This is a genomic window from Pseudomonas sp. 1 R 17 (assembly GCF_900067035.1).
Lineage (GTDB): Bacteria > Pseudomonadota > Gammaproteobacteria > Pseudomonadales > Pseudomonadaceae > Aquipseudomonas > Aquipseudomonas marginalis.
On sequence record NZ_FKLB01000037.1, the window covers coordinates 211,957 to 228,321 of the forward strand.

At 62.2% G+C, this 16,365-nt stretch carries 20 protein-coding genes; 10 read left to right on the plus strand and 10 right to left on the minus strand.

Translation table 11 applies throughout. From position 1 onward, the window contains the following. Positions 1–58: 58 nt before the first annotated feature. A complete protein-coding gene (locus tag BFP99_RS12845; RefSeq protein ID WP_027604274.1) occupies positions 59–643 on the minus strand; it encodes a nitroreductase family protein in 585 nt (194 codons plus the stop codon). Between the two features lie 153 nt (positions 644–796). Here BFP99_RS12845 and BFP99_RS12850 point away from each other — a divergent pair, with 153 nt between their 5' ends. Together BFP99_RS12850 and BFP99_RS12855 are read left to right on the plus strand one after the other, a co-directional pair. Next, entirely contained in the window at positions 797–1,246 is a 450-nt protein-coding gene (locus BFP99_RS12850) for a YcgN family cysteine cluster protein (RefSeq protein WP_003172524.1), read from the plus strand. Positions 1,247–1,259: 13 nt separating this feature from the next. Continuing rightward, entirely contained in the window at positions 1,260–2,480 is a 1,221-nt protein-coding gene (locus tag BFP99_RS12855; protein ID WP_065947387.1) for a hypothetical protein, read from the plus strand. A 188-nt stretch (positions 2,481–2,668) separates the two neighbouring features. Here BFP99_RS12855 and BFP99_RS12860 read toward each other — a convergent pair whose 3' ends face one another. From BFP99_RS12860 to BFP99_RS12870, 3 genes are all read right to left on the minus strand, one after another. Beyond that, on the minus strand, positions 2,669–3,019 hold the full coding sequence (locus tag BFP99_RS12860; protein WP_027604272.1) for a YgaP family membrane protein: 351 nt from the start codon (positions 3,017–3,019) through the stop codon (positions 2,669–2,671). Positions 3,020–3,086: 67 nt separating this feature from the next. Continuing rightward, positions 3,087–3,554: an RNA methyltransferase gene (locus BFP99_RS12865; protein ID WP_065928181.1), complete on the minus strand. Its 468-nt coding sequence runs from the start codon at positions 3,552–3,554 to the stop codon at positions 3,087–3,089. Positions 3,555–3,722: 168 nt separating this feature from the next. Beyond that, positions 3,723–4,097, minus strand: a complete 375-nt coding sequence (locus BFP99_RS12870; RefSeq protein ID WP_003210675.1) for a YajD family HNH nuclease — start codon at positions 4,095–4,097, stop codon at positions 3,723–3,725. 106 nt (positions 4,098–4,203) lie between these two features. Between BFP99_RS12870 and BFP99_RS12875 the strand changes: the two genes are divergently transcribed. Then, positions 4,204–5,124, plus strand: a complete 921-nt coding sequence (locus BFP99_RS12875; RefSeq protein WP_065947388.1) for a ParB/Srx family N-terminal domain-containing protein — start codon at positions 4,204–4,206, stop codon at positions 5,122–5,124. Between the two features lie 40 nt (positions 5,125–5,164). Here the strand turns inward: BFP99_RS12875 and BFP99_RS12880 are convergent, their stop codons facing one another. After that, a complete protein-coding gene (locus BFP99_RS12880) occupies positions 5,165–5,851 on the minus strand; it encodes a spermidine synthase (RefSeq protein WP_065928179.1) in 687 nt (228 codons plus the stop codon). Between the two features lie 78 nt (positions 5,852–5,929). On the opposite strand from BFP99_RS12880, the gene BFP99_RS12885 reads away from it, so the two are divergent. Then, entirely contained in the window at positions 5,930–6,208 is a 279-nt protein-coding gene (locus tag BFP99_RS12885; protein ID WP_027604268.1) for a hypothetical protein, read from the plus strand. Here BFP99_RS12885 and BFP99_RS12890 read toward each other — a convergent pair. Then, entirely contained in the window at positions 6,205–6,678 is a 474-nt protein-coding gene (locus BFP99_RS12890) for a cyclic nucleotide-binding domain-containing protein (RefSeq protein WP_027604267.1), read from the minus strand. The two genes, BFP99_RS12885 and BFP99_RS12890, sit on opposite strands and share 4 nt — an antisense overlap. Before the next feature lie 69 nt (positions 6,679–6,747). Further along, positions 6,748–8,790 (minus strand): S9 family peptidase, encoded by a 2,043-nt coding sequence (locus BFP99_RS12895; protein ID WP_065928178.1) that lies wholly within the window; start codon positions 8,788–8,790, stop codon positions 6,748–6,750. Positions 8,791–8,814: 24 nt separating this feature from the next. On the opposite strand from BFP99_RS12895, the gene BFP99_RS12900 reads away from it, so the two are divergent. Genes BFP99_RS12900 through BFP99_RS12910 form a run of 3 tightly spaced genes read left to right on the plus strand, consistent with a single transcriptional unit; the run spans position 8,815 to position 10,709 of the window. After that, the gene (locus BFP99_RS12900; RefSeq protein WP_027604265.1) at positions 8,815–9,348 is read left to right on the plus strand and encodes a hypothetical protein; all 534 of its coding nucleotides are present in this window, start codon (positions 8,815–8,817) and stop codon (positions 9,346–9,348) included. Positions 9,349–9,378: 30 nt separating this feature from the next. After that, positions 9,379–10,155 carry a class II glutamine amidotransferase gene (locus BFP99_RS12905; protein ID WP_065928175.1) on the plus strand — a complete coding sequence of 259 codons (777 nt, stop codon included), beginning with the start codon at positions 9,379–9,381 and terminating at the stop codon, positions 10,153–10,155. A gap of 11 nt (positions 10,156–10,166) precedes the next feature. After that, positions 10,167–10,709, plus strand: a complete 543-nt coding sequence (locus BFP99_RS12910; RefSeq protein WP_065947389.1) for a DUF2937 family protein — start codon at positions 10,167–10,169, stop codon at positions 10,707–10,709. A gap of 59 nt (positions 10,710–10,768) precedes the next feature. On the opposite strand, the gene BFP99_RS12915 is transcribed toward BFP99_RS12910, so the two are convergent. Further along, positions 10,769–11,683, minus strand: coding sequence for a LysR family transcriptional regulator (locus tag BFP99_RS12915; protein ID WP_065928174.1), 915 nt, complete (start codon positions 11,681–11,683; stop codon positions 10,769–10,771). 174 nt (positions 11,684–11,857) lie between these two features. On the opposite strand from BFP99_RS12915, the gene BFP99_RS12920 reads away from it, so the two are divergent. From BFP99_RS12920 to BFP99_RS12930, 3 genes are read left to right on the plus strand one after another with little or no spacing between them, the layout of a single operon-like run. Then, a complete protein-coding gene (locus BFP99_RS12920; RefSeq protein WP_065928173.1) occupies positions 11,858–12,598 on the plus strand; it encodes a 5-oxoprolinase subunit PxpA in 741 nt (246 codons plus the stop codon). Beyond that, a complete protein-coding gene (pxpB, locus tag BFP99_RS12925) occupies positions 12,595–13,299 on the plus strand; it encodes a 5-oxoprolinase subunit PxpB (protein ID WP_065928172.1) in 705 nt (234 codons plus the stop codon). The genes BFP99_RS12920 and pxpB overlap by 4 nt, the downstream gene beginning before the upstream one ends. Further along, positions 13,296–14,204, plus strand: a complete 909-nt coding sequence (locus BFP99_RS12930) for a 5-oxoprolinase subunit C family protein (RefSeq protein WP_065947390.1) — start codon at positions 13,296–13,298, stop codon at positions 14,202–14,204. The genes pxpB and BFP99_RS12930 overlap by 4 nt, the downstream gene beginning before the upstream one ends. Positions 14,205–14,286: 82 nt before the next feature. Here the strand turns inward: BFP99_RS12930 and BFP99_RS12935 are convergent, their stop codons facing one another. Further along, positions 14,287–15,465, minus strand: coding sequence for a vWA domain-containing protein (locus BFP99_RS12935; protein WP_024074064.1), 1,179 nt, complete (start codon positions 15,463–15,465; stop codon positions 14,287–14,289). Next, on the minus strand, positions 15,465–16,310 hold the full coding sequence (locus BFP99_RS12940; protein ID WP_027604257.1) for an AAA family ATPase: 846 nt from the start codon (positions 16,308–16,310) through the stop codon (positions 15,465–15,467). The genes BFP99_RS12935 and BFP99_RS12940 overlap by 1 nt, the downstream gene beginning before the upstream one ends. Between the last annotated feature and the right edge of the window lie 55 nt (positions 16,311–16,365).

Sequence of the window (16,365 nt, forward strand, 5' to 3'; positions counted from 1 at the left end):
CTGGGAGAAAATGTGGGAGGGTGCAAGCCCCCTCCCACATTTTGAGATTGCGTCAGTTTCAGAGGCTGAAATCACCTTCTGACACCAGCTCGCTCAGCGGCTTGCGCGGGCTTGGCGCTTCACGGCCTTGCAGGTACTCCGGCAAGGTCGATTTGTCGCCCAGCTTGCCCACCGCAACGGCGGCATGCAGCGCATAACCCTGTGGAATCTTCAGCTCCTTGCGCGTCAGCTCCTGATCGAAGCCGGCCATGCCGTGGGTGTGCCAGCCGCTGAGGCTGGCTTGCAGCGCCAGGTGGCCCCAGGCCGAGCCGGTGTCGAAGGTGTGCCAGAGTGCCGGGGTTTCTTCCGTGGCACCGGGGGCGATGAAGTCGGTTTTCGAGGCAATGATCACCAGGGCCGACGCATGCTGTGCCCAACCACGATTGAATTCATTCAGCAGGCCCAGGAAGCGCTCCCAGTCCGGCGTGTCACGGCGTGCATAGAGAAAACGCCAAGGCTGCGAGTTGTAGGCCGACGGTGCCCAGCGTGCGGCTTCGAAGAAGCTCAGCAGGGTTTCCTGCGGGATGCTCTCGCCGGTAAAGGCACGGGGCGACCAGCGTTCGGTGAACTGGGTATGGATCGGGTAATCGGCAACGCGTGTCATGGGCAGCTCCTGATCGTCAATTCGGCGCTCAAAGCTACTGCGCCCCCGCTAGACTGACAAGTCTTGTCATACCGACAGTCGTAAGCGCTTGGCCCCAGGGGCCTTGGGCACTAGACTGGCGGCCTTTTAACCTACCGATACCGATGTGGAGCCATGGCCGCCAAAGTCGAACCTTTCTGGATACGCAAAACCCTTGAACACCTCGACCAGGAGGAGTGGGAGTCGTTGTGCGACGGCTGTGGCCTGTGCTGCCTGCAAAAGCTTGAGGATGAAGACGATAACAGCGTCTATTACACGCGCATCGCCTGCAAGCTGCTGGACCTGAAAACCTGCCAGTGCACCGACTACCCCAACCGCCGTGCCTCGGTACCCGACTGCATCCAGCTCACCCCGGGCCAGGCCGACCAGTTCAAATGGCTGCCGCCCACCTGCGGCTACCGCCTGGTCAGCGAGCGCAAGGACCTGCCGTTGTGGCACCACCTGGTCTGCGGCGACCGCGATGCCGTGCACCACGAACGCATTTCCCAGTCCGGGCGCATGCTCAGCGAAGGCAGCGTGCCCGAGGACGACTGGGAGGATTACCTGATCTTCCGCGCGGGCTGAACAAGGAGTGTGTATGAGGGCGGGAACCAAGCTGGCGGCAAGCCTGGTGTTGCTGGCGTTGAGCATGCCTGCGTGGTGCGCGAAGAAAGTCGACCTGGATTATCACGTCAAGCTGCTGCCCCAGGACGATCAGGCCGAGGTGCGGGTGAGCCTGTCCCAGGGTTCGGCGGTGCGCAGCCTTAACTTCGACCTGGGCCGCGCCGGCGACTACAGCGACTTCAAGGCCGATGGCCAGTGGAGTGTCAATGACCACCGTGGCCTGTGGCAACCCAGCGCCAACAAGGCCAGCCTGACCTATCGGGTGCGCCTGAGCCACGCGCGCAAACCGGGTATTTACGAAGCTCGGATGACCCCGAGCTGGGCGCTGTTTCGCGGCGAAGACCTGGTGCCGCCCGCACGCCTCGACCAGCAGGACGGCGTCGAACTGGTCTCGCGCCTGGTGTTCGAACTGCCGGCCGGCTGGAAAAGCATCGAAACCGCCTGGCCGCGCATCGGCAAGAACAAGTTCCGCATCGACAACGTCTCGCGCCTGTTTGACCGGCCCACCGGCTGGATGCTCGCCGGCACCCTGGGCAGCCGCCGCGTGCGCCTGGGCGAGACCGAAGTGACCATCGCCTCGCCCAAGGGCCAAGCCATGCGACGGATGGATGTGCTGACACTGCTGACCTTTGTCTGGCCGCAGGTGGAAGCGGCGTTCCCACGTCATCCGGCCAAGCTGCTGGTGGTGGGCGCCAGCGATCCGATGCGCCGTGGTGCGGTCTCGGCGCGCGACTCGATCTACCTCAACAGCCGCACGCCGCTGGTCAGCGAGAACGGCAGCAGCCCGTTGATCCGTGAAGTGGTGCAGGCGATTGGCCGCTTCAACGACCACGACACCAGCGACTGGATCAGCGAGGGGCTGGCGGAGTACTACGCCATTGAGCTGGTGCGCCGTGCCGGCGGGGTGACCGATGAGCGCTATCAGGCGATACAGGCGCGCTTGGCCAAGGAAGGCAAGGACGTGACCAGCCTGCGCGGCGACCACGTCAGCGGTGCGACGGTGTCACGGGCGGTGGTGGTGTTGCAGGAGCTGGATCGCGAGATCCGCGTAAAGACTCACAACAAGCGCTCCCTGGATGACCTCGCGCAGGCGGTGATGCGCGCCAACAGCATCACTACTGCGGAGTTTGTGCAGTTGGCCGAGAGCATCATTGGGGAATCGTCGGTGGTACTGGACAGCAAGCTGCTGCGCTGAGCCCTCGCCATACACAAAACAAAAGGTGGGAGGGGGCAAGCTCTAATGCCATGTAGGAGCGAGCTTGCTCGCGAAAAACGTCAACGATAACGCGTGCTTCCTGAATGAACGCGGCGCCTGTGAGTTTTTCGCGAGCAAGCTCGCTCCTACATGATGGCATTAGGACTTGCCCCCTCCCACATTTGAATCTAACCAGTGGTCTTAACGGCCTTCTCAGCCGCCACTTCCGCCTTGGTCTTCAGGTTTTTCAGCTCTGCACCGGCACGTTCGATCTTCGTGCGTACGCTGTTCATTTCCTGGCGGCCCTGTTCCAGCTTGTCTTTAAGCGCACTGTGCCCGGTAAACCCGCGCGCCAGCGCCACGCCGCCGATCGCCACCTGAATCAGGCCGAAAATCCCGCCACGGCGCAGGCCTTTGCCCACCATCATCACGCCACCGGCCACTGAGCCGATACGTTCCCAGCCGTGCACGTTCTGGGTGGGCTGATTCTGGAAGGGGGTGTGTTCGATGATAGGTCGCAAGGTTGTGCTGTCGCTCATGATCTGTCTCCAACAAGGTCAAGTGTATGCAGCTGACTGCGCGCAGGCGCCGGATGTTCCCAAAAGATCAGTACTTGGGGCCCGAACGGGTGTTATTGCCCTTGGCCATGCGGTCGTAGAGCACCACGTTGACGGTGGCGGCCAGGTTCATGCAGCCGGTGGTGGGGATGTACACGACGTCTTCGCACCAATCGCGGATGTCTTTATCCAGGGACCCGTCTTCAGGGCCGAAGATATACAGCGCGCGGTCGGGGTGAGTGTATTCGGGCAGCGGGCGGGCACCGTCCACCAGCTCCACGGCGACCGGGATGCAGCCCAGGGGCAGGATCTTCTTCAGGTCATCGATGCCGATCAGCGGAATGTCGTGGTGGACCTTCTTGGTGTCGGTGATGAAGTCCCGGGCACGCTCGTAGCGCACGCCGGTGTAGAACACCGAGGCCACGCCGTAGCAGCCGGCGGCACGCATGACCGAGCCAACGTTTTCGGGGGATTTGGGGTTATACAGACCGATGCAGCTGTAGCGTTTATTGGCCACGGGGAAGGGTGCCTTGGAGAAAAGCGGCGATTATACGGCCTCAAGGCGGTGTATTGCTTGGGCTAACGCTATCGGGAGCAAGCCCCCTCCCACATTTGAAAGTGTTCACAACTCAAAATGTGGGAGGGGGCTTGCTCCCGATGAGGCCAGGACAGGCGACGACACTCTTCAGTCGTCTTTCTTCATCAACCCCGCCAACGCCGCAAACGGGTTATGCGTGGCCTTGGCGATCGTCGGGCTGCTGGTGGAGCCTTCGCCGAAGTACTGCTGGTCGGTGTAGCGCGAGTGTTCGTTGTCGTGGCAGTACAGGCACAGCAACTCCCAGTTCGAGCCGTCCTGGGGATTGTCATCATGATTGTGGTTACGGTGGTGTACGGTGAGTTCGCTCAAGCGCTTGCCGGCGAACTCACGGGCGCAGCGGCCGCACACGTGGGGGTACATCTTCAGGGCTTTGTCGCGGTAGCCCATTTCCCGGTCGCGCTGGGCATCGGCAAGGATGCGGTCCAGCTTGGCGGTGTGGGAGGGCGGGTTGGTCGAGCTCATCATGGCTCCTGGCTGTTTGGTGGTCACGGATAGCGTTGATTCTAGCCGCTTGCGTCGCAAATGACTGCTGGGATCGATTTACTTTACTCATAAGGATCTGAAAAACATGCGTCTGCTTTCATGGACTGTTGCACTGCTGCTGTGTGTCGTTACCCTTCAGGCCCAGGCGTTCTCGACGCCCAAGCCCGGACAGGTGATCGAGGTTGCCCTTGAACAGTTGCATCCGACCCAGGCGGTGGTGGGCTTCGACCAGATCTACTACAGCCTGGGCCTGTTCGCCGACAAACCCGCCAAGGTCTTCGATGAATACTGCGAAACCAACGGCCAGGGTGAGGCCGGCAAAGTGCCCGACAAGGCTGACCTGCACCAGCCCGACAGCTTCACCTGCAAGGACCCGGTGGGCACCCATCCCGAGGACATGAAAACCGTGGTGGTCGGCCCTGCCGGCCAGCTGTACCTGACCGACGGTCACCACAGTTTCACCACCTTGTGGGAAGTGCCCGGCGGCGGCCCGCGCTTGAAGATGTGGGTCAAGGTCACCGACGACTTCAGCAACAGCCCGAACATGGCGAGCTTCTGGCAGCGCATGGAAGCGGCCCGCAAGGTCTGGCTCAAGGACAACCAGGGCCAGGCCCTGCCGCCGGAACAACTGCCGGCGCACCTGGGCTTCAAGAACCTGCAGGACGACACCTTCCGCAGCCTGGTGTATTTCACCCGCAAGGCCGCCTATGGCAAGCCGAATGACGGGCAGATCGCCCCGGAGTTCCTGGAGTTCTATTGGGGTAACTGGCTGCGCACGCAGATTGATCTGGGCCAGTACAACTTGAACAAGAAAGGCGGCTACAAGGATGCTATCGAAGCGGTCGCCAAGCGCATGGTCAGCCTGGCGCCGGGCTCGCAGGTGGGGGACAGCGGTTTTACCGCCCATCAACTGGGCGGCATGACCCGGCTGGACCGCGATGAGCTGGAGAAGACCTTCGACAAAAAAATGCCGTACGTGATCGACTACCGCAAATCCCACAACTGACAGGGATCAACATGTGGGAGGGGCGTCTTGGGAAGCGTGCTCAGCCCTTGAGCTTCTCCGCTATCCAGATGGTATGCCGGGTGCCCTTGTTGCCATGGGCAAACACCTGCACTTCCTCGGCCTTGAAACCGGCCTTGCGCAGTTTGTCGCTGAACAGTTTGTCGGCGCTGGCGGACCACACCGCCAGCACGCCCTTGGGCCGCAAGGCCTTGGCGCAGGCAGCCAGGCCACCGGCGGAATAGAGCCAGCTGTTGGCCTTCTGCGTCAGGCCTTCGGGGCCGTTGTCGACGTCGAGCATGATCGCGTCAAAGCCCTGGGGCTCGGCCTGCAGCACCTTGGCCACGTCTTCCATGCGGATCACCGTGCGCGGGTCCAGCAGTGGGCGGCCGGACTTTTCCCCCAGTGGCCCCCGGTTCCATTCCACGACACCGGGCACCAGTTCCGCCACCACCACTTCGGCGCTCTTGCCCAGGTGCTTGAGCGCCGACGCCAGGGTAAAGCCCATGCCCAACCCACCGATCAATACCCGTGAGCCCGGGCGCCCCGCGACCTTGCGGCAAGGGATTTGCGCCAGCGCGTCTTCGGAGCCGTGCATGCGCGTGTTCATCAACTGGCCGCCGTCACCGCCCTGGATCTTGATGACAAAGTCTTCACCGTATTCGAACAGGCACAAGGCACCGCCGTTGTCGGGGATCGGGGTGGTGTCCAGCAGAACGAAACGTTTCATGGAAATCTCATTGGGAAGGGCATTCTTGCGCGGTTGGGAGTAGCCTTACGACATTCCGGTCAGGCCATGGAGCCATCGATGAAGTGCAGCATTCTAACGGTCATTGTGTTGAGCGCGCTCGCATTGGGTGCGGCGCAGGCTCAGGAGTTGCAAACCGTACCGGTGGCGCCGGCACCTAGCCCCGGCGCACCGGGCACGCCAACGCCGACGCTGTATCCGCAGATCACCCCGCCGGCCGTGCCGAAGACGAACGGTTCACCGCCGTTGGTGCCCATCGTATTGCCGACGCCGCCGAAGGACCAGACGGTGCCTGGCCTGCAGCAGAACGACAGCAAGCCGAAGACGCCCGGCGGTTAAAACTGTTGGGAGAGTAATTGCCCATCGGCCATGCGCAGGCGCTTGGACAACGCGATGGCGATTGCGCGGATGATCTTCGCCGCCACACGCGGCGTTTCATTGAGCATCTTTTCCAGGGCGTCCTTGCCCAGGTTCAACAACACACAGTCGCTGGCGGCCACGCAACTGGCGGAGCGTCGCTCGCCGTCAAGCACGGCCATCTCCCCAAAGGCCCGGCCGCTGCGCAGGGTGGCGATGGTCAGGCGCTGGCCGGTGTGGTTGGTTTTCTGCACCGCCACCTGGCCGCTGTGGATGATGCACATGAAGGTGCCGGCATCGCCCTCGAGGAAAATCACCTCGCCCTCGGCAATGCTGCTGATATTGAAGTAGCCGGCGGCGACGTAAAAGTCTTCCGGCAACAACGGGTCGAACAGGCCGCAGTCCATGAGCATGTCGCGGATTTCGGTATTCATTAAAGTCGGGAGTGCCATGGCTGCAATCTTGGTCCATCAATCAGGAGGCGGTCTGAATGTTCAGACAGGACCGCCCCGCTAAGTTCCTTAAACCAGCCCCAGCGCCTTGAACACAAATGCATATTCGAGTGCTACGTCACGTAATCCCTGGTAGCGACCGCTCATCCCGCCGTGGCCGGCACCCAGTTCGGTCTTGAGCAACAGCAGGTTGTCGTCCGTCTTGGTTGCGCGCAACTTGGCCACCCACTTGGCCGCTTCCCAGTACTGCACGCGGCTGTCGTTGTAGCCGGCGATCACCAGGGTGGCCGGGTAGGCCTGGGCGCTGACGTTTTCGTACGGCGCGTAGGCCTTGATGCGTTCATACACCGCAGGCTCTTCGGGGTTGCCCCACTCGTCGTACTCGGTGATGGTCAGCGGCAATTCCGGGTCGAGCATGGTGTTGAGCACGTCGACAAACGGCACTTCGGCAATCGCCGCCTGGAACAACTCCGGACGCTGGTTGAGCACCGCGCCGATCAACAGGCCGCCGGCACTGCCGCCGCTGATGACCAGTTGCCTGGAGGTGGTCAGGCCCTCGGCGATCAGGTGTTCGGCACACGCGATAAAGTCGCTGAAGGTGTTCTGCTTGTGTTCCTGCTTGCCATTGCGATACCAGGCTTCACCCAGTTCGCCACCGCCGCGCACATGCGCAATGGCGAAGGCCACGCCACGGTCCAGCAGGCTCAGGCGTGCATGGGAGAACCACGGGTCGAGGCTTGAGCCATAGGCGCCGTAGCCATACAGGTACAACGGTGTTGGCTTGCCGAGCTGGTCGCGCTTGACCACCAGGCTGATCGGCACCTGGGTGCCATCGGCGGAGGTGGCCCACAGGCGCTGGCTGACGTAGTCATCGGCATTGAACACGCCGAGTACCGGGGTTTCCTTGAGCACCTGTTGCGCGCCGCTGGCCAGTTCCAGCTGGCGCACCTGGGCCGGGCGGTTCAGGGCTTCATAGCGCAGGCGGATCTTGTCGCTGACGAATTCCAGGCTGTTTTGCACGTAGAGGCTGTAGGCGGCATCGGGCAACTCCACGCGATACGGCGGCAAGCCCTGGGGGTGTACTTCGATCACCGGCAGGCCGCCGATGCGCAGGCTCAGGGTCATGGCACCGGTGTTCAGGCTGACGCCGTCGAGCATCACGTCATCGCTGTGGGGGATCAGGTTCTGCCACTCATCCTCGGTTGGCACGTCGCCAATGTCGGTCGCCACAAACAGGGCGTAGTTGATGCCATCACGGTTGCTACGGATAAACCAGGTCCATGCGCCATTCAGTTGGCCGTGGTCGACATCGTATTCATGGTCCTCGACCCGTGGCGCCAGGCAGGTGAAGTCCAGGTGCGGCTGGTCGGCATCCAGCGCCCAGACCTCGCTGGTGGTCTTGCTGCCGAGCGAGAGCAGCAACTGGCGCTCGGAGCTGGAGCGGTAGCAGTGCAGGAAGAAGCGCCCGTCGGGCTCGTGGAACACTTCCTGCGCCGCCGTGCCATCCAGGCGGTAGCGATACAGCTTGTGCGGGCGGTGGGTGTCGTCCAGCTCGCCGAAGAACAGGGTCAGGCTGTCATTGGCCCAGGTCATGCTGCCGTCGCAGTTCTCGAACGCCAGTTCGCTGACTTTGTCGGTGGCCAATTCCTTCACGAACAGGGTATAGATCTCTTCGCCACTGGTATCGAGGCTGTAGGCCAGGCGCTGGTGATCGGGGCTGATGCTGAATGCGCCGAGGGAAAAGAAGCCGCCGTTGGCCAGCACGTTCGGGTCCAGCAACAGCTCTTCGCTGCTGTCGTCCACCTGGTTGCCGTCGTCGGCCGGGCGGCGGCAGCGGTAGTGGCGGGCGTATTCGTCACCGGCGGTGGTGCGCGTGTAATACAGATACGGGCCCCAGGGAGAGGGCAGGGACAGGTCGGTTTCGAGGATGCGGCCCTTGATCTCCTCGAACAGGGTTTCGCGCAGGGCCTGCTGGTCGGCGAGCTGGGCTTCCTGGAAGGCATTTTCGGCCTTCAGGTAATCAAGGACTTCAACGCTGTCGCGCTCTTGCAGCCAGGCGTACGGGTCCTGGCCTGGGGCTTTACGGGCAATCGGGGCGGTCGATGAAGGCATGGAGCACTCTCTGTCTGGCGGAAGGTGGCAGGCATTGCAGCCGCGACACGCAAAAGCCGTTATCATAGCCGCCTGTTTGCCTACCTTGCCATGGACACCATGACCGAGAACGACTATCTGACCGCTTGGGGCCTTTACGCCTTCGCTGCCTTGGGCTGCCTGTTGGTGTGGTGGCGCATGACCCGCTGGATCTGGCGCTGGCTGCGCGAACCGCTGCAATTGCTGATGGCCGTGCTGTTGTTGAGCCCGACCATCGTCGACCCGGTCAAGACTCAGTTTGCGCCGGCCGTGGCCATCACGGCCCTGGACCTGGTGCTCAAGGTCGGCAATAACGCCTGGCGGGCGATTTCCGATTTGTTCATGTACACCCTGATCGCCTTTGGTGTGTACCTCGTGTTTGTGCTGATCCGCTGGCCCATCGAGCGCGCCGCCAACGCCCGCCGTGAGCGCAAGGCCGCCACCGACGCCGCCTTGGCCGCCGAGCCTGTGGATGAAGACGACGAGCCGTTCCGTCGTCCTGCACCGGTGAGCGGTATGCGGGTCGAACCGCGCCTTTAACGTTGTCCGCCCTGCAGCGAGAGCCCTGGCATGTGTGAATTATTGGGCATGAGTGCCAACGTCCCCACCGATATCGTGTTCAGCTTTACCGGGCTGATGCAGCGCGGTGGACGTACGGGCCCCCACCGCGACGGTTGGGGCATCGCCTTCTACGAAGGTCGTGGCCTGCGCCTGTTCCAGGACCCGGCCGCCAGCAGTGAGTCGGAAGTCGCCCTGCTGGTGCAGCGTTACCCCATCAAGAGTGAAGTGGTGATCGGCCATATCCGCCAGGCCAACGTCGGCAAGGTGAGCCTGGCCAACACCCACCCGTTCGTGCGCGAACTGTGGGGCCGCAACTGGTGTTTCGCCCACAACGGCCAGTTGGCAGACTTCCACCCCCGCGCCACGTTCTATCGGCCAGTCGGCGATACCGACAGCGAAGCGGCCTTCTGCGACCTGCTCAACCGCGTGCGCGAGGCCTTCCCCGAGCCGGTGGACATCGAACAGATGCTGCCGGACCTGATCGCCGCCTGTGCCGAATACCGCAGCAAAGGTGTGTTCAACTGCCTGCTCAGCGACGGTGACTGGCTGTTTTGCTATTGCTCGACCAAACTGGCGCAGATCACCCGGCGTGCGCCGTTTGGTCCGGCGCGCCTGAAGGATGTCGACGTGATCGTCGATTTTCAGGCCGAAACCACCCCCAACGATGTGGTGACGGTGATCGCCACCGAGCCGTTGACCGACAACGAAAACTGGACCCGCTACGAACCGGGCCAATGGAGCCTGTGGCGACGCGGTGAATGCGTCAGCCAGGGCGTTACCGAGTAAGGATATCGACCATGTTGCTCAGCTATCTGCGGTTGGTGCTGTTTGCCATTGGCCTGTTGGTCGGCGTGCAAGTGCCGGGGTTTATCAACGACTACGCCAAGCGCGTCGAAGCCCACCTGATCGAGGCGCAGACCGGCCTGAGCGGGTTTGAAACCACCGCACGACAGTTCTTCAACGGTGACTTGAAGGCCTTGGTGGCGCATTACCGCGCCAGCGACGACCCGGTGTTCCAGAGCGACGCCAACAGCCTGGGCGCCATGCTTGACCGCCAGGTGGCGTTGGACAAGCAATTCCAGGCCATGCAAGGCCCGTGGTACATCCGTACCCTGCAAGTGGCGGTGGCCGCCGACCCGGATATCCGCCTGGAGACCTGGAACGGCTACAGCTACCAGATCCTGCTGACCCCCGAAGCCATGGGCTGGGGCCTGGGCGGTGCGATGCTGCTGTCGTTTGGCCTGGAGTGTCTGTTCCGCCTGATCGACTGGGTGGTGCTGGGTGGCAAGCGCTTGCGCCAGAGCCGGCCAATCGAAGAGCGGGACCTGAAAGGTCTCTAACCCACACCTCGGTCTAATGTGGGAGGGGCTTGCCTCCTCCCACATTTGTACCGGTTTATTCAGTTGCTCAGCACCATCCGCTCTTCGCCGACTTCCTCGGCATAGCGGGCGACGACCTGTTGGCACAACCCCACGATCTCCTCCACCAATTCCACCCCCACGCGCCACGACACCACCACCTGCAGGTTCGGCAGTTTCTGCGCCATCGGCAACATCACCAATTCGCCCCGCGCCAGTTCTTCCCTGACCAGCACCGGCGGCAACGCACCAATCCCGAAGCCATCGCGCAACAACCGGGTAATCGCCGACACCGAGTTCACGCAGTTCATCCGTGGCGCGGCCACGCCGTTGGCCTGCATCAGGCTGATGACGTCCTGGTGCGGGTGGGAGTTTTTCGAGTAGGTGATGATGCGCTCCTGGGCCAGTTCGGCGAGGGAGGCGTAGTCGCGGTTGTAGATCGACTGGCTGGCGACGATCCAGGCCATGGGGTGGCTGGCCAGCTCCAGGCTGCGCACGGTTTCCAGGCGCAGCAGGTCGGTTTGCAGGATCAGGTCGAGAAAGCCTTTTTGCAGCTGATCGCTGAGGTTAAGCGCGGTGTCGGCGATCAATTCGATTTCCACCAGGGGGAAATGATCCATCAGTTCCGCCACCAACGGGCTGAGCCAGGTATGGATCACCGTGTCCATCGCACCGATGCGAATGCGCCCGACCTTGCTGCTGGTGGTTTCCAGGGACTGTTTCAGGCCCTGCATGGTCACCATCATCTGCTCGGCGTAATCGAGCACCTTCAAGCCTTCCGGGGTCAGGCTGACGCCCCGGGAGTCGCGCAGGAACAGCTTTACCCCCAGCTCGCTTTCCAGCACGGCGATGCGGCTGGAAATCGAGGCCTGGGTGGTGAACAGCTTCTCCGCAGTCAGGCGGAAGCTCTTGAGCTTGGCCACCCAGACGAAGGTTTCGAGGAACTTCAAATTCATGGGATCAACTTTTTCTTATGCATGGATCGGTTTTTATTAGTTGGACGCCGCACCGGGCAAACGCCAAAAATCAGGCTATTCCACGATAAGCGCCGTTGGGGTATCAGGACAAGTTGCGAGTTCTGCGTAAAAAATCCCACACTACAAAAAACAAAGCCTACAGGAGCAACCACCGTGAGCCGTCTGCTATTGAATTGCGACATCGGCGAGAGCTTTGGCAACTGGACCATGGGTCTGGACGCCGAGGTGATGCCGTTCATCGATTGCGCCAACGTGGCCTGCGGCTTTCATGCCGGCGATCCGAGCATCATGCGCAAGACCGTCAGCCTGGCCCTCAAGCACGGTGTACAGGTGGGCGCACACCCGGCGTACCAGGACCTGCAAGGCTTCGGCCGCCGCTCCATGGCCTACACCCCCCAGGAAATCCAGGACCTGCTGCATTACCAGATCGGCGCCCTCGACGGCATCTGCCGTGCCCAGGGCGGACGTGTCAGTTACGTCAAACCCCATGGCGCGATGTACAACGACATGATGGCCAACCCGGCGCAACTGCGTGCGGTGATCGAGGCCGTGGCCGCGTATGGCGACCTGCCGCTGATGCTGTTGGCGACCCGCGACAACAGCGCGGCCCAGGCACTGGGCGACGAATACGGGGTGATCCTGTGGTTCGAGGCCTTTGCCGACCGTGCCTACGACGCCAACGGCCATCTGGTTTCACGTCAATTGCCGGGGGCGGTGCACCATGATCCAGAGGTCATCGTCCAACAGTCCTTGACCCTTTCCCGTGGCCAACCCCTGACCGCCAGCGACGGCAGCCCGCTGCTATTGCGCGCCAATACCCTGTGCGTGCATGGCGACAATGCCAGCTCGGTCGCCGCCGTAAAGCGTATCCGCGAGGCATTGAAGCCAGCATGAAGCCGCGGATTGAAGTGGTGGCGATCGACTGCCTGATGGTGCGTCTGTTCGAGGTGATCGCCGAAGCCAATATGCCGTGGATGCTCGCCGCCACCCATCGCTTGCGCAGCGGTTTTGGCGCAGCCTTGGTGGATCTGGTGCCGTCCTACACCACCTTGATGGTGCATTACGACCTCACGGCGTTGAGCCCGGCCCAGGCGCGGGAATTGATCGACCAGGCCCTGACCGACCTGCAACCCCAGGCCCAGGGCAGCGGCCAGTGCCATGTGCTGCCGGTGTGGTACGACCTGAGTGTCGGCCCTGAACTGACATTACTCGCCCAGCGCAGTGGCCTGGCCGTCGACGACGTGATCCGCCGCCACAGCGCCCACGAATACCAGGTATTCGCCCTCGGCTTCGCCCCCGGTTTTGCCTTTATGGGGCTGGTGGATGAAATCCTCGCCACACCGCGCCTGAGCACCCCGCGCCAGCGCGTGGCGGCCGGCAGTGTCGGTATCGCCGAGCGACAGACCGCTGCCTATCCGGTGGTGTCCCCCGGTGGCTGGAATCTCATTGGCCGTACCCCGGCCAAGCTGTTTGATCGCGAGCGCGACGGCTACAGCCTGATGCAGCCTGGCGACACGGTACGCTTTGAGTCAGTCAGCCACGCCGAATTTATCAATCTGGGTGGCGATGACACGCCGTTGGAGGCGCAGGCATGAGCCGCTTGATCATCCAGGCCAGCACGCCGCTGTGCCTGTTGCAGGACGTCGGTCGTTTTGGCGTGCGTCACCTGGGCGTGACCCAGGGCGGCGCGCTGGATTGGGTGTCGATGTCCTGGGCCAACTGGCTGCTGGGCAATGCGCTGAACGCGCCGGTGGTGGAAATCACCCTCGGCGGCTTTACTGTGCAGGCCGAGGAGTATTGCCTGCTGGCGTTGGCCGGTGCGGATCTGGGCGCGTATATCGACGAGCGCGCCCTCAGCCCCGGGCGCAGTTTTATCCTGCAAAAGGGCCAGCGCCTGCGCTTCACCCAGCCGTTCAGCGGCGCGCGGGCTTACCTGGCGGCGCCCGGCGGGTTTGATGCGCCGGATGTGCTGGGCAGCTGCGCCACGGTGGTACGTGAGGCGCTGGGCGGGCCGGACGGTTTCGGCAAGGCCTTGGCCGAAGGCGGGCGCTTGGCCTATTCCGGTACCGGCGGTGCGATGAAAGTGCTGAGCGAACAGGCGTTGCCGGCCAAGGTGCCGCTGGAGGTGATCGTCGGCGCCCAAATTGGTCGGTTCAGCGGCCAGAGCCTGTTCGATGCCTTCAACACCGACTGGGCCCTGGACAGCCGCGCCGACCGTATGGGCATGCGCTTGCTCGGTACGCCGTTGCAGTACCAGGGGCCCTCGCTGATTTCCGAAGGGATCCCGTTGGGTGGCATCCAAGTGCCGCCGGATGGGCAGCCGATTGTGTTGCTCAATGATCGCCAGACCATTGGCGGGTACCCGCGTCTAGGGGCGTTGACGCCATTGGCGCTGGCGCGGCTGGCGCAGTGTTTGCCGGGAGAAAAGGTGAGGTTGGCGCCGGTGGTGCAGGAAACGGCGCATCGGCAGCATGTCGAGTATTTGCGCCGCTTTACATAACACCGCAATTTAAAATGTGGGAGGGGCGGTGCGACGCACCGCCCCTCCCACATTAGATTTCCTACATGATTGGGACCGGCGTTTATTTCGAAAGGAAGCGCATCCCTTCCTCAAGCCCGCGCAACGTCAGCGGGTACATCTGATCCTCCACCAACTCCCGCACAATCCCCGTCGAGGCCGTATAACCCCAGGTATCCTTGGGATACGGGTTAATCCAGATCAGTTTCTTGTACTTGGCCATGAAGCGCTGCATCCACACATACCCCGGCTCTTCATTCCAGTGCTCGACGCTGCCGCCGGCCTGGGTGATTTCATAGGGCGCCATCGACGCATCGCCGATAAAGATCACTTTGTAATCGGCACCGTACTTGTGCAGCAGGTCCTGGGTGGAGGTGCGCTCGGAGGTGCGGCGCTGGTTGTTCTTCCACACCGACTCGTACACGAAGTTGTGGAAGTAGAAGTACTCCAGGTGCTTGAACTCGGTCTTGCAGGCCGAGAACAGTTCTTCGCAGATCTTCACGTGGGCATCCATCGAGCCGCCGATATCGAACAGCAACAGCAGCTTGATGGTGTTGCGCCGTTCCGGGCGCATCTGGATATTCAGCAGCCCGGCATCGCGAGCGGTGTGGTCGATGGTGCCGTCGATGTCCAACTCTTCGGCCGCACCCTGGCGGGCGAACTTGCGCAGGCGGCGCAGGGCGATCTTGATATTGCGGGTGCCCAGTTCCACCTGGTCATCGAGGTTCTTGTATTCGCGCTGGTCCCAGACTTTTACCGCCTTGCCCTGGCGTTTGCCGGCGTCGCCGACGCGAATGCCTTCGGGGTTGTAGCCGCCGGAGCCAAACGGGCTGGTACCGCCGGTGCCGATCCACTTATTGCCGCCGGCGTGGCGTTCCTTCTGTTCTTCCAGGCGTTTCTTGAATGCCTCGATCAGCTTGTCGAGGCCGCCCAGGGACTGGATCTGTGCGCGCTCTTCATCGCTCAGCGAGCGCTCGAATTCCTTGCGCAGCCAGTCTTCGGGGATCAGCGCCTGCAGGTGATCGTCGAGCTTTTCCAGGCCATTGAAGTAGGCGCTGAAGGCGCGGTCGAACTTGTCGAAATGCCGTTCGTCCTTGACCAGGATCGCCCGGGCCAAGTAGTAGAACTCGTCCATGTCGGCAAAGGTCACGCGCTGTTTCAGCGCGTTGATCAGGTCGAGCAGCTCGCGCACCGACACCGGGACCTTGGCTGCGCGCATTTCATTGAACAGGTTGAGCAACATTATCGATTACCGCGACGGCTCATGAATGCCAGGCGTTCGAGCAACTGCACGTCTTGCTCGTTCTTGACCAAGGCACCGGCCAGAGGCGGGATGGCCTTGGTGGGGTCGCGCTCGCGCAGCACCGCTTCGCCGATATTGTCGGCCATCAGCAACTTGAGCCAGTCAACCAGCTCGGAGGTGGACGGTTTTTTCTTCAGGCCGGGGACTTTGCGCACGTCGAAAAACACGTCCAGCGCCTCGCTGACCAGCTCCTTCTTGATGTCCGGGTAGTGCACATCGACGATTTTTTGCAGGGTGGTGCGGTCGGGGAAGGCGATGTAGTGGAAGAAGCAGCGGCGCAGGAACGCGTCCGGCAGCTCTTTTTCGTTGTTGGAGGTAATGATGATGATCGGGCGCTTCCTGGCCTTGATGGTCTCGTCGATTTCGTAGACGTAGAACTCCATCTTGTCGAGCTCTTGCAGCAGGTCGTTGGGGAACTCGATGTCGGCCTTGTCGATTTCATCGATCAGCAGGATCACCCGCTCCTCGGACTCGAATGCTTCCCAGAGCTTGCCCTTCTTCAGGTAGTTGCGCACGTCGTGCACCTTGTCCACTCCCAGTTGCGAGTCGCGCAGGCGGCTGACCGCGTCGTACTCGTACAGGCCCTGGTGGGCCTTGGTAGTGGACTTGATGTGCCAGGTAATCAGCCTGGCGCCGAAGGACTCGGCCAGTTGTTCGGCGAGCATGGTCTTGCCGGTGCCGGGCTCACCCTTGACCAGCAGCGGACGCTCCAGGGTGATGGCAGCGTTGACGGCCAGTTTCAGGTCATCAGTGGCAACGTAGGCCTGGGTGCCTTCGAACTTCATCGGTCATTCCTCGAATTCATCAATGCCCGGACTATACCGCGCGGCCCCGGCGACT